Source organism: Asticcacaulis sp. AC460 (genome assembly GCF_000495795.1).
Lineage (GTDB): Bacteria > Pseudomonadota > Alphaproteobacteria > Caulobacterales > Caulobacteraceae > Asticcacaulis.
Window position 1 is genome coordinate 171,642 of sequence record NZ_AWGD01000036.1, and the last position, 22,390, is coordinate 194,031.

General features: G+C 63.2%; 20 protein-coding genes. 6 read left to right on the forward strand and 14 right to left on the reverse strand.

What is annotated here, in order from left to right; all coding sequences use genetic code 11:
- Positions 1 to 167 precede the first annotated feature (167 nt).
- The 3 genes from ABAC460_RS43955 to ABAC460_RS49990 form a co-directional block, all read right to left on the reverse strand.
- The gene (locus ABAC460_RS43955) at positions 168 to 2,180 is read right to left on the reverse strand and encodes an OmpA family protein (protein WP_155914732.1); all 2,013 of its coding nucleotides are present in this window, start codon (positions 2,178 to 2,180) and stop codon (positions 168 to 170) included.
- 131 nt (positions 2,181 to 2,311) lie between these two features.
- Positions 2,312 to 4,159: an ABC transporter ATP-binding protein gene (locus tag ABAC460_RS43960; RefSeq protein ID WP_023455227.1), complete on the reverse strand. Its 1,848-nt coding sequence runs from the start codon at positions 4,157 to 4,159 to the stop codon at positions 2,312 to 2,314.
- Positions 4,160 to 4,419: 260 nt separating this feature from the next.
- A complete protein-coding gene (locus ABAC460_RS49990) occupies positions 4,420 to 5,037 on the reverse strand; it encodes a hypothetical protein (RefSeq protein WP_023455228.1) in 618 nt (205 codons plus the stop codon).
- 95 nt (positions 5,038 to 5,132) lie between these two features.
- On the opposite strand from ABAC460_RS49990, the gene ABAC460_RS43975 reads away from it, so the two are divergent.
- Positions 5,133 to 5,999: a 50S ribosomal protein L11 methyltransferase gene (locus tag ABAC460_RS43975; protein WP_023455229.1), complete on the forward strand. Its 867-nt coding sequence runs from the start codon at positions 5,133 to 5,135 to the stop codon at positions 5,997 to 5,999.
- A gap of 55 nt (positions 6,000 to 6,054) precedes the next feature.
- Here the strand turns inward: ABAC460_RS43975 and ABAC460_RS43980 are convergent, their stop codons facing one another.
- Positions 6,055 to 6,549 carry a hypothetical protein gene (locus ABAC460_RS43980; RefSeq protein WP_023455230.1) on the reverse strand — a complete coding sequence of 165 codons (495 nt, stop codon included), beginning with the start codon at positions 6,547 to 6,549 and terminating at the stop codon, positions 6,055 to 6,057.
- Positions 6,550 to 6,683: 134 nt separating this feature from the next.
- Between ABAC460_RS43980 and ABAC460_RS43985 the strand changes: the two genes are divergently transcribed.
- From ABAC460_RS43985 to ABAC460_RS44000, 4 genes are all read left to right on the forward strand, one after another.
- Positions 6,684 to 7,196 (forward strand): hypothetical protein, encoded by a 513-nt coding sequence (locus ABAC460_RS43985; protein WP_023455231.1) that lies wholly within the window; start codon positions 6,684 to 6,686, stop codon positions 7,194 to 7,196.
- 63 nt (positions 7,197 to 7,259) lie between these two features.
- Positions 7,260 to 9,101 (forward strand): aminopeptidase P family protein, encoded by a 1,842-nt coding sequence (locus ABAC460_RS43990; RefSeq protein ID WP_023455232.1) that lies wholly within the window; start codon positions 7,260 to 7,262, stop codon positions 9,099 to 9,101.
- Positions 9,102 to 9,159: 58 nt separating this feature from the next.
- Positions 9,160 to 9,381, forward strand: coding sequence for a hypothetical protein (locus tag ABAC460_RS43995; protein WP_023455233.1), 222 nt, complete (start codon positions 9,160 to 9,162; stop codon positions 9,379 to 9,381).
- A complete protein-coding gene (locus tag ABAC460_RS44000; protein ID WP_035426423.1) occupies positions 9,382 to 10,029 on the forward strand; it encodes a zeta toxin family protein in 648 nt (215 codons plus the stop codon).
- On the opposite strand, the gene ABAC460_RS44005 is transcribed toward ABAC460_RS44000, so the two are convergent.
- Positions 10,026 to 10,763 (reverse strand): SDR family oxidoreductase, encoded by a 738-nt coding sequence (locus ABAC460_RS44005; RefSeq protein ID WP_235075848.1) that lies wholly within the window; start codon positions 10,761 to 10,763, stop codon positions 10,026 to 10,028. The genes ABAC460_RS44000 and ABAC460_RS44005 overlap by 4 nt on opposite strands.
- A gap of 79 nt (positions 10,764 to 10,842) precedes the next feature.
- Between ABAC460_RS44005 and ABAC460_RS49995 the strand changes: the two genes are divergently transcribed.
- Complete coding sequence (locus ABAC460_RS49995; protein WP_023455236.1) at positions 10,843 to 11,007, forward strand: hypothetical protein; 165 nt, start codon at positions 10,843 to 10,845, stop codon at positions 11,005 to 11,007.
- On the opposite strand, the gene ligA is transcribed toward ABAC460_RS49995, so the two are convergent.
- The 9 genes from ligA to ftsA form a co-directional block, all read right to left on the reverse strand.
- Complete coding sequence (gene ligA, locus ABAC460_RS44010; protein ID WP_023455237.1) at positions 11,004 to 13,148, reverse strand: NAD-dependent DNA ligase LigA; 2,145 nt, start codon at positions 13,146 to 13,148, stop codon at positions 11,004 to 11,006. The genes ABAC460_RS49995 and ligA overlap by 4 nt on opposite strands.
- A gap of 134 nt (positions 13,149 to 13,282) precedes the next feature.
- Entirely contained in the window at positions 13,283 to 13,552 is a 270-nt protein-coding gene (locus ABAC460_RS44015) for a hypothetical protein (protein WP_023455238.1), read from the reverse strand.
- Between the two features lie 27 nt (positions 13,553 to 13,579).
- Positions 13,580 to 15,298 carry a DNA repair protein RecN gene (gene recN / locus ABAC460_RS44020; RefSeq protein ID WP_023455239.1) on the reverse strand — a complete coding sequence of 573 codons (1,719 nt, stop codon included), beginning with the start codon at positions 15,296 to 15,298 and terminating at the stop codon, positions 13,580 to 13,582.
- Positions 15,299 to 15,369: 71 nt separating this feature from the next.
- On the reverse strand, positions 15,370 to 15,777 hold the full coding sequence (locus ABAC460_RS0125150; RefSeq protein WP_155914733.1) for a hypothetical protein: 408 nt from the start codon (positions 15,775 to 15,777) through the stop codon (positions 15,370 to 15,372).
- A complete protein-coding gene (locus ABAC460_RS44025; RefSeq protein ID WP_255346548.1) occupies positions 15,774 to 16,637 on the reverse strand; it encodes an outer membrane protein assembly factor BamD in 864 nt (287 codons plus the stop codon). The genes ABAC460_RS0125150 and ABAC460_RS44025 overlap by 4 nt, the downstream gene beginning before the upstream one ends.
- Before the next feature lie 144 nt (positions 16,638 to 16,781).
- Positions 16,782 to 17,675: a UDP-3-O-acyl-N-acetylglucosamine deacetylase gene (gene lpxC / locus ABAC460_RS44030; RefSeq protein WP_023455242.1), complete on the reverse strand. Its 894-nt coding sequence runs from the start codon at positions 17,673 to 17,675 to the stop codon at positions 16,782 to 16,784.
- A gap of 381 nt (positions 17,676 to 18,056) precedes the next feature.
- A complete protein-coding gene (ftsZ, locus tag ABAC460_RS44035) occupies positions 18,057 to 19,709 on the reverse strand; it encodes a cell division protein FtsZ (RefSeq protein ID WP_023455243.1) in 1,653 nt (550 codons plus the stop codon).
- Between the two features lie 259 nt (positions 19,710 to 19,968).
- Entirely contained in the window at positions 19,969 to 21,036 is a 1,068-nt protein-coding gene (locus ABAC460_RS44040) for a glycoside hydrolase family 88/105 protein (RefSeq protein WP_031237383.1), read from the reverse strand.
- 35 nt (positions 21,037 to 21,071) lie between these two features.
- Complete coding sequence (gene ftsA / locus ABAC460_RS44045; RefSeq protein WP_035426452.1) at positions 21,072 to 22,286, reverse strand: cell division protein FtsA; 1,215 nt, start codon at positions 22,284 to 22,286, stop codon at positions 21,072 to 21,074.
- Between the last annotated feature and the right edge of the window lie 104 nt (positions 22,287 to 22,390).

Consider the following 22,390-nt stretch of genomic DNA (forward strand, 5'->3'; position numbering starts at 1 on the left):
GCAGCGTAAAGGCCACTAATACCAACCTACCTTGAGGCTGACACATATGTGTTGGTTGGTATTAGTTTTTTCAGCTCAAACGCCGCATGGCTCCTCGCATAAGCTCGGGCGGGCAGTCGCCCTTGCCAAGCTGAATGAGTCAAAGTCATTGCAGCTTGGTGTAAGATTTATTGACAGGGCAGTTCCTGCGCCAGCGCGCCCTCGCCGTCATAGCGGTAGATGCGGCATTGCGCCGGGTCGTAGCCGCTCAGGTCGAGGCCCTGGGTCTTGCCCAGCACGCCGCGGACTACTGAACGGACTTCGCCGGTTTGCGGCAGCACGGCCGGCTTGCGGACGAAAGCTGCTTTCAGCCGCTGGCTGACCGTCGGCTTTTCCGGCTCCAGATTGCCGGCCAGGACCAACAGCGGCCGCCAGATCCGCGTGGCTGTCTGTTTCGCTTCCGGCGTGGCATCCTTGGGCAGTTCGACCGGATTGGCCCGGCCGAGATTGACGACAAAGACGGACACTTGCTTCGGATCGGTGCCGGCGCGCAATTGCTTCGCCACGACCTGGGCGCGGCTGCGTGCCAAATCGAACTGTTCGGCCGGATCGCCTTCCGGCGAGGCGGCGCCGACCACCACGACATAGGATTGGTGGTCCAGCGGCTTGGCCAGGCGGCAGCTATCAGCTTCCAGATTGACCGCCGAATTATAGACCCACACGCCCTGGGGCGTCTGATAGCCGGCGGCATCGTCGAAGGCGCGGCAGGTCAGGTCGACAGCCTTGAGCGGCCGCGCCACGCTGGGTTCCGACAGCCGCATCAGGGTGTAGATCAGCAGCCCCAGCAGGGCCAGCAGCACCAGGGCCAGGGCCCGTTGCGCCAGGGTCGGTCCAGGAGGTTCCTGGCGCGCGCGGCGGGCGATCTGGCGCTTGATCAGGAACATACGCGCGCTGGTCAGGCCGTAATAGGCGGCGACCGCCTGCAGCACGAACAGCCCCAGCAGGGCCAGCACGGTCCACGGATCGAGCTGGATCTCGTCGGTCAGTTCCGGCGCCAGCAGATAGTTGTTCAGCGTCATCAGCAGGACGGTGACGAACATGCCGATACCCAGCAGGCGGGTCACGCCGTGGATATGGTCGCTCTCCGGCGTGTCGGCCAGGCTGAGCAGACCGTCGGCCGCCTGGGCGCCGCTGAGCTGGCTGCGCAGGCTGTGGGTCTCGCTGTCCAGTTCGGCGATGCGCGCCTGCAGCGGCGGCACGGCGTCGAATCCGGCCTCGCTGAACAGATTGGCCAGATCCTGCGTGAGGGCATCCAACCGGCTGGCGCTGGTCGTCGCGGCCTGGTGCAGCTGCGCGACGCCGGCATCGACAGCGGCCAGGGCGGCGGCATAGTGCGGCCGCGCCAAAGCGGCGGTGTCGGCATCGGGCGCGTCCTCGACCTGCCCGGCCTTGAAGTCGGTATGCAGGCGCAGAGTATGAAATTCACCCGATTGCCGCACCAGCCAGCCGCGCCGCGTTGTCTCGGCGGCGATATCCGCCTGTACGGTCAGGATACGGTCGCGCAGGCCTGTCAGCCGCGTCAGTTCGCGCACCCTCACATCGATATGCTGGTTGACGTGTTTCTGCTGATCGCCGGTGCTGACCTTGCGGAAGAAGGACATCATCTTGCGCAGCCAGCCCTGCTCGCGGCTGATCAGCAGCGACCAGACGACGATCCCGGCGGCCACGGCATAGATGGCCATCATCACCGAACAGAAGATGAGATAGGCGAACGGGTCTTCGCTGGGCGCGCCCAGGAAGGCGGCATAGTCCTCGCGCACGATGTTGTGGTCGGCGCCGGCGGCCACCTGTTTGAATTCGTTGACGACGAAGGCGGCGAAACTGACCAGGGTGCCCAGCGACATCAGGAAGACGGCGGGCCCGCCGAGGCCGGTATCGGTGGCGCGGTCGTCGATCATCTGGCTGAACAGGACGATGATCACCGACAGGGCGGCATAGATCAGGATCTGCAGGAACCAGAAGGCCGGCCAGGCGGTGTCGTTGCCGGCGACGGCGCTGCCGCCGAGTCCGGCGGCCAGGTACGAGATGACGACATAGGCCAGCCCCAGCAGGATGGCGCGCGAAAAATCGCCCAGCCCCGCCGTGTTGCGCGGTTTACCCGCGGCCGGGGCCTTTTGCCCCATTGCTTCCGTGGTCGCCATCTGCCCCTGCGCCCAGCCCGTTTGTGAAGATTAACAAACATTAACCTTGTTGCGACCGCAACGGACGAGTTGGCGCTACCGCCGGTTTATTCCGCGGTGTGACGAATCCGCACCGGACCAATCGTCCGTGTTCACGCCATCTCGGCCAAAAAGCCGCCGGTCTGGCGCGCCCAAAGTCGGGCGTATAACCCTTTGGCGTGGATCAGTTCATTGTGGCTTCCGGTCTCGATGATCCGGCCGCCGTCCATGACCACCAGCCGGTCCATCCGCGCGATCGTGCTGAGGCGGTGGGCGATGGCAATCACGGTTTTGCCCGCCATCAACTCCAGCAGGCTGTCCTGGATGGCCGCTTCGACCTCGGAATCGAGCGCCGAGGTCGCCTCGTCCAACACCAGGATCGGCGCGTTCTTCAGCAACACACGGGCGATGGCGATGCGCTGACGCTGGCCGCCCGACAGCTTGACGCCGCGTTCGCCGACATGGGCATCCAGGCCCGACCGGCCGCGATTGTCGCGCAGCTCCGGAATGAACTCCCAGGCACTGGCGCGGCGGGCGGCTTCGATGATCTCTTCGTCCGAGGCACCCGGCCGGCCGTAGGCGATATTGCTGCGGATCGACCGGTGCAGCAGCGAGGTGTCCTGGGTCACCATGCCGATATGGGCACGCAGGGAGTCCTGGGTCACGTTCGCGATGTCCTGGCCGTCGATGGTGATCCGCCCGCCAGTGAGGTCATGCAGGCGCAGAAAAACATTGACCAGGGTCGACTTTCCCGCACCTGACGGTCCGACCAAACCGATCTTCTCGCCGGCGGCGATAGTCAGGTCGATGCCGTCGATCGCCGCCCGGTCGGCCTCACCATAATGGAAATGGACGTCCTCAAACCGCACCACGCCTTGGTCGACGTGCAAGGCGGTGGCGTCCAGCGCGTCGGTCACCTTGTGCGGCTGGGCGATGGTCTCGATGCCATTCTGGATGGTGCCGATGTTTTCGAACAGGCTGGTTACCTGGAACATGATCCAGCCCGACATGTTGAGGATGCGCTGGGTCAGCGCCCCGGCCAGAGCGATGGCGCCGATGGTGATAGCACCCTGGCTCCACAGCCAGATGGCCAGCACCGCGGTCGCCAGCAGCAGGGTGACGTTCATCAGGTTGACGATGATGTCGAGTTGGGTGATCAGCCGCTGCTGGACCCGCCACTTGGCGGTGTTGATCTCCATGGCCTCGCGGACATAGGCCTCTTCGCGCGACGGATCGGCGAACAGCTTGACCGTCTGGATGTTGGTGTAGCTGTCGACCAGCCGCCCGACCAGGGCCGAGCGGGCTTCGGAACCCGCCTCCGACGCGGTGGACAGTTTCGGCACGAACCGCCAGCAGATCAGGCCATAACCCATGCACCAGACGACCAGCGGGATGACCAGACGAACATCGGCCTCCAGGAACATGTAGAGGGCGCTGGAGAAATAGACGACAACATAAAGAAAGGTGTCGGACAGGGTGATCAGGGTGTTGCGTACGGCCGAACCCGTATCGGCGACCTTGGACGCCACCCGGCCGGCGAAGTCGTTGGCGAAAAAGCTGATCGACTGGCGGACGATATGGCGGTGCGACTGCCACCGGATCAGGGCCGGGAACTGGGTGGTCAGGCCCTGTTGCAGCAGCAATGACTGGATCAGGACCAGGATCGGCCAGGCGACACCGATCGTGACCAGCATGGTGATGAAGGTCGCGCCATGTTTTGCCCACAGCTCGCCCGGCTTCGAAGCGGTCAGGATATCGATAATGTCGGCGACATAGCGAAAGACCATGACTTCGGCCAGGGTCGCCAGCAGCCCGACCAGCAACACGGCGGCAAACAGCGGCCAGACCTGGCGCAGATAGCTCCAGACATAGGCCACCAGCCCCGACGGCGGGGTCTTATCATCATGCGGCCGGAACGGATCAATCAGCCGTTCGAAGGGGCGAAACAGAGTATTCAGCATTCTTTACCTGATACCTCCCCGCGCTTGCGTGGGGAGGGGGACCGCTCGAGTGAGTGAGACCTTAAGGTCGAAACGAATGAGGTGCGGTGGTGGGGCGACTTCCTTACGGCGCTTCTGAAAGTAAGTCGCCCCACCACCACATCTCGTCCTTCGCTACGCTTCGTCCTCGTGCGGTCCCCCTCCCCGTCCCTTCGGGCCAGGGAGGTATGAAAAAGGCGGGCCTTGCGGCCCGCCTCCGAATTCCTGTCAGGATCAGCGCTTTATTTCGCGCCGAACAGACGGGCCCAGAAGCCGGGCTTTTTCTTGGTGGCCTCAGCCGCCTTGCCGGTGATTTCGTGCGCCTTGTCGGCGGCCTTGTCGATCACGTCGTCAGCCTTGCGGGCGATGTCCTCGACCACCGGCTTGGCCGCGGCTATGGCTTCATCGACCTTGTCCTTGGCCGCATCCAGAGCCGCTTCGACCTTCTCGCCGGCTTCCTTGATATGGGGCTCGGCAGCGGCCTTCAGTTCGTCGAACTTTTCGGCGGCGACGGCAGTGGCTTCGTCCAGCTTGTCCTTGGCCGCGTCCAGCACCTCTTCGACCTTCTTGGCGGCCGGCTTCTTCGCGGCGGGCGCCTTGACCGCCGGGGTCTTCACGACGGCAGGGGCTTTCTTGACCGCCTTGGGAGCGACTTCCAGCACGGCCGGCTTGACGTCGTTGACCAGCGGGGCCTTCTTCGGCGCAGCCTTGGCCGCCGGCTTTTTGGCAGCCGCCTTGGGCGCCGCGGCGGCCGCTTCGGCCTTGGCCACAGGGGCCTTGCGGGCAATCGTCTTCTTCACGCCGGCGTCGGCCGGAATTTCATTGTCGCCAGTCGTCTTTTTTGTGGTAGCTCTCGCCATCTTGTGTCCTTAAGTGCCAAACCGTCCGAATCTCGCACGTTCGCAAGGAAATTAGCCGAGATTGGGCGCTGAATCAAATCCTACCGCAGAGCAGCATGTCCTATAACCCTCAACAAATCGTGGCCCGCGGCCCGCGCGCCGTCGCCGAAGCCGCCGCCGAAGCCCTGGACGCCGACGTCGAGCTGGATGGCTTGACCTATTCGATCCTGGAAGAGGACGAAGACCACGACCTCTGGCGCATCGACGCCTTCCCGACCACCGAGGAAGAAGACGCACAAATACAACGGGTTCTGACGGATTTTGACGCATTGGTCGTCACCGCCGAGCAACTGGCCGACGCCGACTGGCTGGCCATGGCGCTGTCGGGCCTACCGCCCGTGCGCGCCGGGCGCTTCTTCGTCTACGGCATTCACGACCACGGCCGCGCCCCGGTCAATGCCGTAAATTTGCGCATCGAAGCCGGCGCTGCCTTTGGCACCGGCCATCATGGTACCACCGTCGGCTGCCTGATTGCCTATAACGACCTGCTGAAAAAGTCGCGATTCGGCCGCGTGCTGGATGTCGGCGCCGGCACCGGCGTGCTGGCCATCGCTGCCGCCAAGACCGGCACGCCGGTCGCTGTCGGCACCGATATCGACGCCATCTCCGTGCGCATCTCCAACGAAAACGCCACCCTGAACCAGTCGACGGCGCGCTTCGTCCATGCCAACGGGCTGAACCACCGCAAGGTGCGTCAATCGGGCCCCTACGACCTAGTCTTCGCCAACATCCTGGCACGGCCCCTGGTTGGGCTGTCGATGGATATCCGCGGCGCCTTGAAACCGCAGGGCCTGGTCATCCTGTCGGGCCTGCTGCGCACCCAGGAGCGCTTCGTCAAGGCCGCCTATCTCAGCCACGGTTTCAAGGTGGTGCGCCGCATCCACCGCGACGCCTGGTGCACCCTGGTCATGCAGCGGAACTAGAGCGTTTATACGCTCCGCGCGTTCACACGGTGCTTCCGTGTGAACGCGCTTTGCTCTAGCGTTTTTTCTTGATCCACTGGTCATGAACATGCCGGCGGATCACCTCCGCCCGGAAGCCTTCGGGCGCCGGGCCGCCGCCTTCGTCATGGTACTGACCGTCCCAGGGTTCCGGTTTCAGGACATACTGGAAGGGCCAGACGTCGCGACGGTTCCGGCCGCAACCGATACAATGTTGGGGCGGCGCGCTGTGCCGCCACGTGCCGTCGCTGATCCCGACGGAAAGACCGCAGCGCGGGCAGCGGGCATTGCTGCTGATCAGCATCATCGCCCAGCCAAAGACGAACACGCCGTCGTACCAGCCCGGATCACCGCTCCAGACACGATACCCGGCATAGGCCACAACGCCCGCCGCCATCAGCCAGTTCCAGCCCAACAGAAGGTCGAACATCACCGGTGCCGCCAGCGGGATCATCCATACGCCGGCGCCGTTCATCAGGCCTGCGCCCATGACCATAAAGCCGGTAAAACCCAGAAATCCGTAGCGCCTCATCGCCCTCACCTTTGCGTGGCAAGAGAACCACAGCCGGCACCTTCCCGCAACGGGTGAAGACAAATGCGGCTTGGCATCGATGGGATAATATGAATTAAATAAATCAAATATAAAAAATTCTCAGGGAGCTTCTCATGTCCGCCATGAACCGCCGTCTTTTCACCACCGCCCTTGCCGCCATGGCCTTGGCAGGCCCCGTTCTGGCCCAGGAAGCCGCACCGGCCAAACCCCAGCCCATGGTCATCTATGATGACTCCCTGGCGCCGGGCTGGAACAACTGGAGCTGGGCCAAGACCACTCTGTCGACCGATATCGGCGCCGACGTGAAGCCGATCTCGATGCAGAGCGAGCCGTGGCAGGCCCTGTACCTGCAGCACGCGGCATTCTCGACGGCCGGCTATACCAAGCTGACCTTCTATGTGAATGGCGGCCCCGCCGGCGGCCAGACCATCTCGGTCAAGGCGCTGATCGGCGACAAGCCGGTCGACCCCGGCTACACCATCCGCCTCAACGCCAATACCTGGAACGTGGTCGAAGTTCCCCTGGCCGACCTAGGCGCCGCCGACCAGACCATCAATGGCCTGTGGTGGCAGGCCCAGAACCAGCCGGTCAGCACCTGGTACATCACGGTTATTCAGTTAGAGTAGTTATCGGATTTGAAGTCGCCACATTGCCTGTCTATAGTCGCCTTAGATACGAACAGGTGCCTCATGACTCCCGATACCCGCTCCGCTCCGACCGCCTTCCAGCAGTTCGACGTCACCACCCATCCGTCCCAGGGCGTCGCCAACGTCGCCGCCCTGCGCGCCGAAATGCGCCAGCTGGGGTTGGACGGATTTATCGTGCCGCACGAGGACGAGCATCAGAACGAATACCTGCCGGACGCCAATGAACGCCTGGCCTGGGTGTCGGGGTTCACTGGCTCGGCCGGATCGGCGATCGTGTTTCTCGACCGCGCCATCCTTTATGCTGACGGCCGCTATACCTTGCAGTCGCGCGAACAGACCGACCGCAGCGTCTGGGAGGTCAAGGACTTCCACGGTAACTCCCTCGCCGACGATATCGCCGCCGCCCCGGCTGGGTCGGTCATCGGCTATGATGCCAGCCTGATCAGCCCGACGGGGTTGAACGCCCTGCTGGCCGCCGCGGCCGGCGCCGGTGTCGAGTTGAAATCCCTTTCGCCCAATCCGCTCGACCTCGCCTGGGGCAGCGCGCGACCGGCCCAGCCGGCGGCGCCGATCGTGCCGCAGCCTCTGGAACATGCCGGCATCGCTTCGGCCGACAAGCGCGGCCAGATCGCCCGCAACCTGAAAGCCAACGGCCTGGCCGCCGCCCTGATCACCGCCCCCTCGTCCCTGGCCTGGCTGTTCAACATCCGCGGCGGCGACGTTATCCGCTCGCCCTTGCCGCTGGGCCAGGCCGTGCTGAAGGACGACGGCTCGGCCGAACTGTTCATCGAACCGGCCAAGGTGACCGATGGCCTGCTAGAATGGCTGGGCAACGAGGTCAGCATCAAGACCCCGGCCGAGATCGAAACCACCCTGGCCGGACTGTCGGGCCGCAACGTGCTGATCGATGCCGCCCTGTCCTCGGCCTACTGGCTGGAAGCCCTGACCTCCGCCGGCGCCAAGCCCTTCCTGGCCGACGATCCGTGCCTGCTGCCTAAGGCGTGCAAGAACGCCACCGAAATCGCCGGAACGCGCGCCGCCCATATCCGCGACGGCGCCGTCCTGACCGAATTCCTGCACTGGGTCGCCACCGAAGCGCAAGAGACCCTGCCGACCGAAATCGAAGTGGCGAAGAAGCTGGAGTCGCTGCGCGTCGCAGCCGGCGGTTTGAAGGACCTGTCCTTCGACACCATTTCCGGCTTCGGGCCGCATGGCGCCCTTCCCCACTACCGCGTCACCACCGCGTCGGATCTGCGCATCGCGCCGGGCAACCTGCTGCTGGTCGATTCCGGCGCCCAGTTCGCCGACGGCACCACCGACGTCACCCGCACCATGGCCATCGGCACGCCAACCGCCGAACACAAACGCATGTTCACCCTGGTGCTGAAGGGCCATATAGCTCTGGCCACGGTAAAGTTCCCCGCCGGCACCACGGGAACGCATCTCGACGCACTGGCGCGGCAATATCTGTGGGCGGAAGGCTTCGACTACGACCACGGCACCGGTCACGGCGTCGGCGTCTATCTGGGTGTCCATGAAGGCCCGCAACGTATCGCCAAGGCACTGAACCGCTATGCCCTGCAGACGGGGATGATCGTCTCGAACGAACCCGGCTTCTACAAGGAAGCCGACTTCGGCATCCGCATCGAAAACCTGCAATACGTCACCGAAGCCAGAATCCCCAAGGGTGGCGAGCGCGCCATGCACGGTTTCGCCAACCTGACCTGGGCGCCGATCGACCGCAGCCTGATCGCTGTCGAGATGCTGAGCCCGGCCGAACGTACATACATGGACGATTACCATGCCGAGGTCGTCCGCCTGGTCGGCCCGCTGGTGAAACCCGAGGTTCGCGCCTGGCTGGACGAGGTCTGCGCGCCGTTGTGATTTACCCACTTAATCTGGCAGCGAATATGCACTATATTCGGGTGGTACGGAGCCTTTCATGAGCAAGATCGAAGTTTCCAAAGCCCGCAAAGCCGGCGCCCGCCCCAAGACGGTCAGTGTGAAAACCGTGACACTCGATGGTGGCGAGAAGAAGCGCATCTATACGGTCAGTACGAACAGCCCGAATCTGGGCGAGGACCTGCTCTACGTTTTCCAGAAGAGTGTCGATAAGATCCGGGAAGAAAATTTGAAACTCTTCGGGTCGAGGTCGGGACGGTAGGTGACGGCGCCACGCCTGGAAAAGCCACAGCTTTGGATTATCGCCGGTCCGAATGGTTCCGGTAAAAGTTCCGCCTATGGCATGTTGGGGATGGAATCGCCGCAGAATACGATCTGGATCATCAACCCGGATATTCTCGCCAAGCGCATTTCCGAACACGAGCAGTTGCCTTTACCGCAAGCCAATCTATTGGCAGTCCAGCGGATCGAAAGTTGGCTGTACAGTTCAGTCGCGGCCTACCAGACCATTGGTGTTGAAACTGTTCTTTCCAGTGGGAAATATCGCAAGCTGGTCGAAACCGCCAAGGCGAATGGCTTCCAGATAAACTTGATTTACGTTTATTTGCGGACAGTCGATCTCAACATCGAACGTGTACATCTGCGGGTGAAGCGAGGCGGACATGATGTTCCTGAAGACAAGATTCGTGAACGTCGTACCCGCTCTTTCGAACAACTCAGCTGGTTTTTCAAAGAAGCCGATAACGCCTATATCTGCGACAATTCCAGCGCCGGTCCCGTGCTGATGATTTCAAAGGAGAATGGCGACGAATTCTCGGTTAACGTCGATACGCTTCCCGACATCGCCAAGGCGGTAACCATCGCTCACGCTGAATTAAGCGACATATTTGAAGCTCAATCCAAGATCTAACCGCGGCCGTAAAACGGCATGCCGCCGGCCATGACCGTGACGAACGGGATATTGGCTTCCGGCGGCAGGCCGGCGATATGGACAACCATCTTCGCCACCTCATCGGCCGACATGCGCGGCTCCGGACGTAACTGGCCGTCCGCCTGAATGGCGCCAGACACCATATGTGTCGACATGTCGGTGACGGCGTTGCCGACATCGATCTGCGAACAGGTGATACCAAAGGCACGGCCATCCATCAGCAGCGACCGGGTCAGGCCGGTGATGGCGTGTTTCGACACACTGTAGGCAGCGCTCAGCGGCCGCGGCATATGGGCCGATAGCGAACCTGTATTGATAATACGTCCGCCGTGCGGGTCCTGCGCCTTCATGATGCGCATGGCTTCGCCGGCGCACAACATTGCGCCGAGGATATTGATATCCAGCGTCATCCGCAACTCGTCGATCGGCAGGTCTTCCAGCGGCAGGAAGGGCGGATTGTAGCCAGCATTGTTGAACAGCACGTCCAGTCGGCCGTATTCGGCCACCGTCTTGTCAAACAGGGCGGATACCGCCTGCGGGTCGGTGATGTCGGTCGGCACGGCCAGCATGTTGGCGCCGAGCTTTGCCGTATCATTCAGCGCATCGGCGCGGCGGCCAGCCAGCACGACCGAATACCCGGCCTGGGACAGGTGAAGCGCTGTGGCGCGGCCGATACCGCTGCCGGCGCCGGTGACTAGGGCAATCTTGGTCATGGCGCACATGAACGCGTCACGGCGTTATGGTCAAGCGCTTCGAACTGTGCCAAGTTCGCGCCGATTGAGAGGATGCCCGATGCGCAAGATTTTGTTCGCGACCACCGCCCTGCTGATGTGCGTAGCTTTAAGCGGCTGCATCACCCGCGGCTGCGACAACAAGCCGGTCAAGACCTGCGACAGCCAGAAGGCCCCGATGGGTTATGAGACGGCTGTAAAAGCGCTGAAAATGCTCGCCAGCTAGGCGATCAGCGCCAGCCATTCGTCTTCGGTCAGGACCTGAATCCCCAATTCGGCCGCTGTTTTCAGCTTCGAGCCCGCGCCGGGGCCGGCCACCACCAGGTCGGTCTTCTTTGAAACCGAACCCGACACCTTGGCGCCCAGCCGTTCGGCTTGGGCCTTGGCTTCGTCGCGGGTCAGCTTTTCCAAAGTACCGGTGAACACCACCGTCTTTCCAGACACCGGCGAGGTCGAAGCCACGGCCTCGGCATCCTGCACCCGCACCTGTTCGATAAAGCGCTCATAGATGCCGCGCTGATACGGATGGGCGAAATAGCTGGTCACCGAATGGGCGATGACCGGTCCCACCTGGTTCAGGTCCTTGACCGAATTGAAAGCGTCCTCGTCGCCTTCGGCCGCCTTGACCAGAGTGTCGTGGAAGGCGCGTTCGCTGGTGAAGGCGCGCGCCAGCAGCTTGGCCGTGGTGTCGCCGACATGCTTGATGCCCAAGGCCGCAATAAACCGTTCCAGCGGGAGGTCGCGGCGGTTGTCGATATTGGCGAACAGCTTGTCGAGATCGGTAAAGGCGCGATCGGTATCGGCCAGTTGCTTCTTGACCGCCTGGCCGCTCTTTTCCTGGCGCGCGGCCGACTGGCGCTTGCGCTCTTCCAGCACGATGACCTTGGCGGCCTCGGCCTTTTCGTGCAGGCGGTAGATGTCGGCCGGTTCGGCCAGGATGCCACCGCGGTTGAATATCTCGATATAGGTCTCGCCCAGGCCTTCGACGTCCAGCACCCGGCGCGACACGACATATTTCAGGTATTCGATGCGCTGGTGCGGGCAGGCCTGGTCACCCGAACATTTGCGCGCCACGCCTTCGACGCCAGCGGCATTCTGTTCGCGCACCACTTCGGTTTTCAGCGGACAGGGACAGACGGTCGGAAACTCATAAGGCACGGCGGTGTCCGGCCGTTCGTCGGGCTCGATGCCGACGATCTGGGGAATAACGTCACCGGCGCGCTGGACTCTGACCATGTCGCCGATGCGGATGTCCTTGCGTTCGATCTCATCGGCATTGTGCAAGGTCACATTGGTCACCACCACACCGCCGACATTGACCGGCTGCAACCGCGCCACCGGCGTCATCGTGCCCATGCGGCCGACCTGGATATCGATGGCGGCCAGGCGCGTCAGGGCCTGCTGGGCCGGGAACTTGTGGGCGATGGCCCAGCGCGGCGAGCGCGACACGAAGCCCAGCCGGCGCTGCCAGTCGAGACGGTCGACCTTGTAGACCACGCCATCGATGTCATAGCCCAGGCCGGACCGGTCGCGGCCGACGCGGTTATAGACGTCGAGCAGCCCGGCCGCGCCGTCGACCTGGGCCGATTGCGGATTAACCTGGAAACCCCATTCGCGGAACTGCGCCAACGCCTCAGTCTGGGTGGCGACAAAGCCCTCGTCGCTGACTTCACCCCAGGTATAGGCGAAGAAGCGCAGCGGCCGCGCCGCCGTCACCGCCGCATCCAACTGACGCAGGGAACCCGAGGCGAAGTTGCGCGGATTGGCGTAGGTGCGACCACCTTCAGCCTGGGCCTTCGTGTTCATGTCGGCAAAGGCCTGAAGCGGGACATAGATTTCGCCGCGGATTTCGATCCGTTCCGGGTGGCCGGTCCCGCTCAGGCGGTGTGGAATGTCGGCAATGGTGCGGATATTTTCCGTGACGTCCTCGCCGGTGCGACCATCGCCGCGCGTGGCGCCGCGCACCAGTTCGCCCTTCACATACAACAAGCTGCACGACAGGCCGTCGATCTTGGGTTCGGCGGCAAAGACCACCGGCTCTTCGGCCGGAAGTTTGAGGAACCGGCGGATACGGTCTTCGAAGTCGGTGATGTCCTCATCGGCAAAGGCATTGTCGAGCGACAGCATCGGCACGCCGTGAACCACGGGCGAGAATTTTTCCGAGATGACTGCCCCAACCGTCTGGGTTGGCGAATCGGCCGTCTTCAATTCGGGGAACTGTTCTTCCAGGTCACGCAGCCGCTTTTCGAGTGCATCGTATTCAGCGTCGGTTAGTTCCGGCGTTTCTTCACGATAGTAGAGGTCGCGATGGTACTGAACCTGCCCCGCCAGTTCGGTATGCAGGGCGCGGGCGTCGTCGAGAGTCATTTTGGGCTGCCGGTCGAAAGAAGAAACCACGAATGGACACGAATGAACACAAATTCGCGCCAGGGCACGACAGCATGTCATCCTTATTCGTGTCTATTCGTGTCCATTCGTGGTTTCAATTTCTTTTGTGACGGTTAGTACCGCCACGGTCCGTTATCGGGGTCGCTCGGATCGTCCAGAGCCTTGTGCGTCAGGTGGTAACACAGCAGGACCAGGCAGAAGAAACCAGCGACCACCATGCCGATCAGCGTCCAGAATTTGAGATCGGCGCGAAAGGCCAGGGTCTCGGCATAGGACATGCCGCGATCATTCAGAGTCCAGGCAACACAGCCGATGACGACGGCCGCCGTAACGCCGGCGAATTGCAGCACGAAAAAGAACAGGTGTCGGAGCAAAAACATCATGACCGCACCTCCTTTACGCCTATTATATCACACCGCCTCGGCGGATTTAAGCCGTACCGCCGCCGCCCGGGCTTCCGGCGTGATCGAGGCGCCCGACAACATCCGTGCCAGTTCCTCCAGCGCTTCATCCGGGTTCAGGCGTGACACCTGAGACCGCATACCGTCACCATGGACATGCTTGCTGACCTTCAGATGCGAATCGCCGCGCGCCGCCACCTGCGGGCTGTGGGTAACAACGATCACCTGCGACCGCTCGGCCAGGCGCTTCAGCCGCAAACCAACCGCATCGGCCACCGCGCCGCCGACGCCCTGGTCGACTTCGTCGAAAATCATCACCGGCCCCGCGGCACCTTCCCCGCCACGGCCGGCCAGGGCCGCTTTCAGCGCCAGGGCAAACCGCGCCAGTTCGCCGCCCGAGGCGATGACGCCCAGGCCACCCCACTCCGCGCCGGGATTGGTCTTGACCTCGAACTCGACGACATCACCGCCGGCAGCCGTATAGCGTTCCGGCTCAAGCCTCTTCAAAGCGACGCGGAAACGCGCCTTGTCCAGCTTCAGCGGCACCAGCTCGGCCATCACCGCCGCGCCCAGGGTCTCGCCGGCTGCCACGCGCCGCGCCCGCAGCGCTTCGACGGCGGCATGGAAGACGCCCTGCGCCGCCGCGATCTGCTTGTCCAGCCTCGCCAGGTGCGCGTCGAGATCTTCCATCCCAGTCAGCGCCTTGGCAATCCGCACCCGCTCCGCCGGCAAATCGTCGACCAGAACGCCGAGTTTCCGCGCCATGGCGCGCAGGGCAAACAGCCGTTCCTCGACGCGATCGAGTTGCCCCGGTTCAAGATCGAGGCTGTTGCCGGCCTGATCCATCAGCGCCAGGGCTTCGTCGGCGGCGATCAGGGTGCGATCCAGGGCATCGGCCGCCGCCGTCAGCCGCTGTAACACCTCGTCCTCGCCCGTTGCGCCGGCCTGCATGGCCCGCGTGCGGGCATGGTCCAGAGCACGGAAGGCCTTGGCCAACCGCTGCGACAGCAGATCACCGCCGACGGCGTCACGCGCCTCGGTAATGTCTTCCAGCGCCCGTTCCGACGCCCCCAACAGCGCCCGTTCGGACGCCAGTTGCGCTTCTTCCTCGGGCTGCGGGTTCAATCTCTCCAGCTCCTGCAGTCGCAGGGTCAGGGTTTCCAGTTCCGCCTTGTCGCCCTGGGCGCGTTTGATCAGGTCGCGATGCTCGTCCTTCAACGCCTTCAAGGCTTTCCAGGCTTCGGCAACCTGGGCGCGCTCGCCATCACAGGCGCCGTAAGAATCGAGCATCCCCAGATGCGACCGCGCGTCCAGCAGGCCGACGGTTTCGTGCTGGCCATGGACCTCAAGCAGCGAGTCGCCCAGCGCCTTGAGCACGGCGACACTGACGGGCTGATCGTTGACGAAGGCCTTGGAGCGGCCGTCCCGGCCGACCAGGCGGCGCAATAACAACGCCTCACCGGGCTCCAGCGCCAGCCCCTTGTCTTCAAGGAAATCATAGACAGCATGGGCGGCCGGCACTTCGAACTCGGCGGTCACCGAAGCCTGGTTGGCGCCGGCGCGGATCAGGCCGGTATCGGCGCGCGCGCCGGTGGCCAGGCCCAGGCTGTCGAGCAGGATGGACTTGCCAGCACCGGTTTCCCCGGTCAGGACGCTAAGGCCCGGCTGGATATCCAGTTCCAGTCGGTCGACAAGCACAACATCGTTGATGGTCAGGCGGGTGAGCATCGGCGCGCTCCGTGATTCACTGCGCCCATTAGACCTCATTTTGTTCTTCTCAACAAGAACATTTCAGGAACTTACGTTTTGGATGTCGAGGCGACGTAACTTCCCCGAAGCTTGCCGGGCTTTTCGATCAGCCGATGGTCTTGTTCATGGCGGCCACAAGACTTAGCAAATTCCACCGCAGCGGCAACATCGGCTTGAAACGTCGAATATTCCGCTTCCGAGATCGCATAGTATTCGTCGTACTCGATGTAGGGGTTTACCACGTTGATAGCAAAGAAGTAGCCACCTGTCCGCTCATCAATGCCCAAACAATATCTGTGGTCGCGATTGACAAGCGTATCCTTGAACCTGGATATCACTGGTTTTACAGGCTTTTTTGGCTTCTGCAGGACCAGCATAAGCAATAGCAGAACGAAAGCTGCCGCTACACCAACGCCAACCCAGCCCCCGGGCACCATATGCACGAGTTCTGTGCTCACCCGGCGTCGGGACGCAGGAAGCCGAACCAGCCCTTCTTGTTCTTCTTGGCGTCAGGGGCTTGCGGGCCCTTCTTGCCGTTGGGATCCGGCGCGATGTCGGGACGGTCGCCCTTCGAGGTCAACAGCTTGTAGGCCTCGGCATACCAGCGGTCACCCGGATAGTTGTAACCCAGCACGGCGCCATTACGCATGGCCTCCTCATGCAGGCCCATTACTTCATTGGCTTCCACCAGGCGATACAGGGCTTCCGGCGTGTGCGAGGTCGTCTGGTAGGTGCTGGCCACCGTCTTGAACCGGCCGATGGCCGCCAGAGGCTGGTTGTCATTCAGGTAGTAGCGGCCGATTTCCATTTCCTTGCCAGCCAGCTGGTCCTGCACCATGTCGATCTTGACGCGGGCGTCCTTGGCGTACTCGCTGCTGGGATAGCGGCGGACGACATCACTCAGCAGGGCCTGGGCCGAGGTGGTCGACGCCTGGTCGCGGCCGACATCGACGATCTGTTCGAACGAGCAGATGGCCTTCATGTAATAGGCGTAGGGCGTCAGTTCGCTGCCCGGATACAGGTGGATGAACTGATCGGCGGCCGCCGAGGCCTCGGCATACTTGCCGGCCTGGTAGTGCGTATAGATGGTCATCACGATGGCGCGGCGCGACCATTCCGAATAGGGGTGCTGGCGCTGCACTTCCTCGAAATACTGGCCGGCTTCGTTCCACGACTTGTCGTCCAGCCGCTCCATGCCGGTGGCATAGAGGAGTTCAACCGGACGCTCCTCATAGACCAGATGCTGTTCCGGGCCTTTACCGGAGCAGCCCGACATCGCCGTCAGGGCGACGCCCGCGGCCAGAACCCCCACGGCCAAATTGAATGCCGAAGTCTTGAAAAGCCGACCAGAGATCACGGAACACCCTCGAGAAAGCGTCCGCCCCGGACGCAGAGATAAAGTCTTTGAGGATATCTACACGATGGTCAAGACGTCGCCAACCGGAATTAACCGAAGTGTGGCTTAGCCGACATCCGCCAGGGCGGGGCCACGGGTGACAATGCGGTAGGCATCCGGGCGCGACAGTAGTTCGCGAACAAGGGCATTATTAAGGCCATGACCGGCGCGAATTCCTTCAAACCTGCCAAGAATCGGCATGCCCAGGACGTACAGGTCGCCGATGGCGTCCAGCGCCTTGTGACGGGCGAATTCATCGACGTAGCGCAGGCCGCCTTCGTTCATAATGGTGTCGCCGTCAATGACGATGGCGTTGTCCAGCGAACCGCCACGCGCCAGGCCGGCCTTGCGCAGGGCTTCGACGCCCTGCAGGAAGCCGAAGGTGCGGGCTGCGGCCAGCTCTTCACGGAAAGACTGTTCGGTGACGACCAGGTCGACTTCCTGATGGCCGATCGGCGTGCCCGGGAAGTCGATCTCGAAACGGACTTCGAAACGGTCGCACGGCAGCAGCACCGCCGACTTGTCGCCGTCAAAGACTTCGATCGGCTCCAGGATTTCGATGACCTGTTGCGGCAGGGACTGGCGGCGGAAACCGGCCTGGTCCAGCAGTTGGACGAACGGCAGGGCCGAGCCGTCCATGATCGGCACTTCCGGGCCATCGAGTTCGACTACCACGTTGTCGAGGCTCATGGCCGCAAAGGCCGCCATGACGTGTTCGATGGTCGAGACGGAAACGCCCGAAGCATTGGTGATAACGGTGCCGAGATTGGTCTTGGTGACATTGTGGGCGACGGCCGCAACGCGGTTGTCGGTGCCCTCGATATCTGAACGCACGAAGACGACGCCGGTGCCGGCGATGGCCGGACGCACGACCATGCGCACAGGTACGCCCGTATGCAGGCCCATACCGGCGATGATGGCTGCATGGGCCAAAGTCTGTTCGTTCTGATCAGGCAACATGACGCTAAACCTACACTCTTCAGATGAAGAAACCGCTGTGTACCGCCCCAGCAAGACATAAAAAACGGGACGCAATTATGTTACGTCCCCGTCAGGTATCTCATTTTCAACATCCGTTCACAAACGAACTTCTATTTCGTTTTGTAACCACGTGCTTAATGCGACTTTAAGGCCACGTTATTCAGCTCAAACGCCGCGTGGCTCCTCGCATAAGCTCGGGCAGGCAGCCGCCCTTGCCAACGGCTTTGCCGTTGGAGTTCCCCTGTCACACAACGAAAAACCAGGCCCTTTTGGACCTGGTTTTCCACGCTTCTTAGAATTTGCTTTCAGCGCCCTAAAACCGATTTGGACCGCATCCTGCGCCGTGGCTTTGCCACGGCATCAGTTAGCGAGGCGCCTTAAGAAAGAAGGAATTTCGAGATCGTCCTCCGCCTCCATGGAAGGCTGTTCGACCGGGCGGGCCGCCGGGTTGAGGTTGGACTTCTGCGGCGCCGGGACGTAGCGGTCCTGGGTCTCTTCCGCGACAGCTTCCGTCGGGCCGCCGGCTTGCGGGGCATTGCCCCGCTGCGGGAACAGGCCGCGCCAGAAGGATTCACGCCCCTCGTCTTCGGTCTGCAGGCGCGGCGCAGGCTGAGCTTGCGGTGCCGGACGAGCCGTGACCTGCGGCGCCGGTGCCGTCGCCGGCGTCTCCAGGCGGGCATTGGCGTAAGGATTCGGCCGCGAAATGGCCGGACGCGACACGGGTGCCTCGATCCTGGGCTCAGGCGCAGCCTCGAACTCATCCTGGGCAAAGAAGGCGTCGTCGCTGGCCAGCGGATCGACTATCTTGCTGACGACCTGCGGCTCAGGCGCCGGAGCCGCTGCCTGCGGCGTCGGCTCGAACAGGCTGGACCGCGCCGGAGTCAGGCTGGGCATGACGGGCGCCGGACGGGCTTCGGCAGCAGGCGCCACCGGAACGGACTGAGGTGCGGGCGCCGCCTGTGCTTCCGGACGAGAGCCATAGCCCATGCCGAAGGTCGGCGGCGGTGTCTGTGCCCGGACCGGCGTATTCAGCGGCGTCTGCAGGGCGACGCCGTCCATACCGGTGGCGACCACCGACACGCGTAGCTTGCCTTCCAGGCTCGGGTCGAAGGCGGCACCGAAGATGATATTGGCTTCCGGATCGACTTCCGAAGAGATGGCGTTGGCCGCTTCGTCGACCTCGTGCAGGGTCATGTCCAGACCACCGGTCACGTTGACCAGCACGGCCTTGGCGCCCTTCAGCGAGGTTTCGTCCAGCAGCGGGTTCTGGATGGCGTTCTGGGCCGCCAGGATGGCGCGATCTTCACCACCGGCTTCACCGGTGCCCATCATCGCCTTGCCCATGTCGGACATGACCGAGCGGACGTCGGCGAAGTCGAGATTGATCAGACCCGGCAATACCATCAGGTCGGTGATGGAGCGGACGCCGGCGTGCAGCACCTGGTCGGCCATGCCAAAGGCTTCGGCGAAGGTGGTGCGCTCATTGGCGATGCGGAACAGGTTCTGGTTCGGAATGACGATCAGGGTGTCGACATAGCGCTGCAGCTCGGCGATGCCGGCATCGGCCAGACGCATGCGGTGACGGCCTTCGAAGGTGAAGGGTTTGGTCACGACGCCGACGGTCAGTATGCCACGCTCGCGGGCGCACTTGGCGATGATCGGCGCCGCACCGGTACCGGTGCCGCCGCCCATGCCGGCCGTGATGAAGACCATATGGGCACCGTCGAGATGCTCATTGATGATGTCGGACGATTCCTCGGCGGCGGTCATGCCCACTTCGGGATGCGCTCCGGCGCCCAGGCCCATGGTGATGCCGACGCCCAGCTGGATGCGGGCATCGGTGCGCGAAAACTGAAGCTGCTGGGCATCGGTGTTGGCGACGACGAATTCCACGCCCTCCAGACCGGCCTCGATCATGTTGTTGACGGCATTGCCACCGGCGCCGCCGACGCCGAAGACCACGATACGCGGCTTGAGTTCCGTGGCGCGCGGAGCGGAGAGAGAAATACCCATGGGCTCGGACCAACCTTTCACAAATTTCCCCTTTCAGAGGCATGTCAAGCGGGGCGCTTCGATGTCTCCGGTGGGTTCCGGACAGGAGACATCGAACATGCTTAACGAAGTGTTACCCGATACCTTGAGTCGGGCCGTTTTGAAGTGCTTACGGTAATAAATTTTAAGAGAGGTTACCGAAACGTGGACGTGATAGCGGTGAATCGCGTCGTAAATGAGTCAGTCCGGTTGCGCACTTCGCGCATGAGCTGAAATCGCGTTAAGACAACCCTAACAGAGCCCCCGCCAGCCACAGCATCGGCGCCTGACCGTGCAGGTCACCCGTCACCCTGGGCCGGTCGAGATAGTATTGCACGTCCTGCGACTGACCGGTGCCGACGCAGACATCGGGCAGCAGGCCTTCCATTGTCAGCCTCGCCGTCAGCGCCGTCCACGCCCGGTCGACATTTTGCCGCGCCGAAGCCTCCAGCAGCCCGCGTCTAACCCCCGTCGCCAACGCGAAACCAAACATCGCCGTACATGACGATTCCGGCCAGGACTCGGCCCTGTCGACCAGTTGCCGCCACATGCCATCGCCGCTCTGGTGCTGCAACAAGGCATCCATCATTTTGCGATAACCGCCTTCCACCACCGGGTAGCTGGCATGGCCCACCGGCAAATCGGCCAGGACCTCGGCCAGACCGGCGGCCACCCAGCCATTGCCTCGCCCCCAGTGAAACGGCGCCTCCGGCCCGTGGAAGAACAGGCCATTGGGCTGCTGCAGTTTCTCGACATAGGCGGCCAGTTCGCGGCCGGCACGATCGATATAGAGCGGGTTGCTCGTGGACCGGTAGGCCTGAGCTTGTAACGCTCCGATCATCCACATGTCGTCGATCCAGAACCGCGTCTGAGTGGTCAGGCCGTCCGGCCGCAAATCCCGCCATTGCCCATCGGCCAGTTCCAGACCATAGGCCAGGTCGGCAGGGTCCTTGCCCTGCCGGTAGAGTTCCAGCGGCCAGACGCCGTAGACATTGGCGTCGACATGGTTGCGGGTATTGGGAATGTTCTCGCTGAGGACACGCAGGTGACGCTGCTGGACCTCATCCACCAGCGCCGTATCACCGAGCAAACCACCCAGCTTTGCCGCGCCATAGGCCGTGGCGGCCTCGGCATAGTGCACGGCCACCACATCGCCGGTGTCGTACATCATGATGTTGGGGCGGCTGAGGAATTCACGGGCGACCTTGGCGCCTATGTCGGCCACACCGGTCTGCGCCAAGGCCGGTCCGGCCAGCGCAGCCGCGCCGATCCCGCCCAATGCCGCGCGCCGGGTCATTCGAAACGCCATGGTACCCTCTCCTGTTTTTCGGAGAGCGTAGTCGTTTAGAGATTGCTCTTCAACCAGTCGACGATGCGGCCGAAGATGTTGCCGCCGCCGTTAGGGGCGTCCTTGGGGCCGATCTTGGCGGCCATGATCTTCTTCACCGGCACGACATCGCGCGGCCCGTACAGGGTGCGCAGGATCACCCCTGCAGTCGCCGCGAACGACGGTCCGGCCGCGGCGTCGCCCAGGTGCGGCACGCGCATCGGACGGCCCAGGCGCACCGGGCGGTCGAACACCCGGATGGCCAGCTCACGCACGCCCGCCAGTTGCGAGGCGCCGCCGGTCAGGACGATGCCGGCGCCCGGCTCGATCTGAATGCCCGAAGCCTTGATCTTCTCGCGCAGCAGCTCGAAGGTCTCCTCGACCCGCGGCGCGATGATGCCCTTCAGGATCGAGCGCGGCACGATGATCGGCGCGCCGCCGCGTTCGTCGCCGCGCGGCGGGGCTTCGACCGTTTCGCGGTCTTCATTGGCCGAAGCGATGGCCGAACCATGCAAGGTCTTCAGCCGCTCGGCGCCGGCCAAGGTCGTCGACAGGCCGCGGGCAATATCGGCCGTGACATGCTGGCCGCCGACGTTCAGGCAGTCGACATGGACCAGGGTGCCGTTGGCGAAAATGGCCGCCGTCGTGCTGGAGGCGCCCATGTCGATACAGATGCAGCCCAGGTCCTTTTCGTCTTCTTCCAGTGCCGCCACCGCGGCCGCCAGGGGCGCCGAAACTATGGCCTGGACTTCGAGATGGGCCTGACTGACGCACTGCTGGATATTGTTGAACACGCTCTCGTCGATGGTGACGACCAGCAGTTCCAACCCCAGACTACGGCCATTCAACCCGCGCGGGTCGGCAACTCCGGACTGGTCGTCGACGCTCCACGACACCGGCAGCAGGTGGATGGCGCGGCGGTTGGGGAAGCGCACCTGGGCCAGGGCCGAGGCAATGGCGCGATTGAGGTCCAGATCGGCGATGGGCTTGAGTCCCAGCGAAACCTGGGCCGAGACCTTGTGCGAGGCGGTCTGTGCGCCCGGGATGGTGACACGCACGCCCTGGATCGAGACATTGGCCATGGCTTCGGCGCGTTCGACGGCCTGGGCGATGGCCTGGGAGGCCGCCTCCATGTCGATGATCGAGCCGGCGCGGATGCCGCGCGACTGGACATAGCCCACGCCGGCGACGCGGATCGACTGGTCGGCATGGCGCGCGCCTTCCGGCCGCATGATGAAACAGCCGATCTTGGACGAACCCAGGTCCAGCGAGGCAATCAGGCCGGTGGAGGCCGTCGGGCGCGGCGCGCTGGCGGCCACGGGCTGGGGCGCGGTTC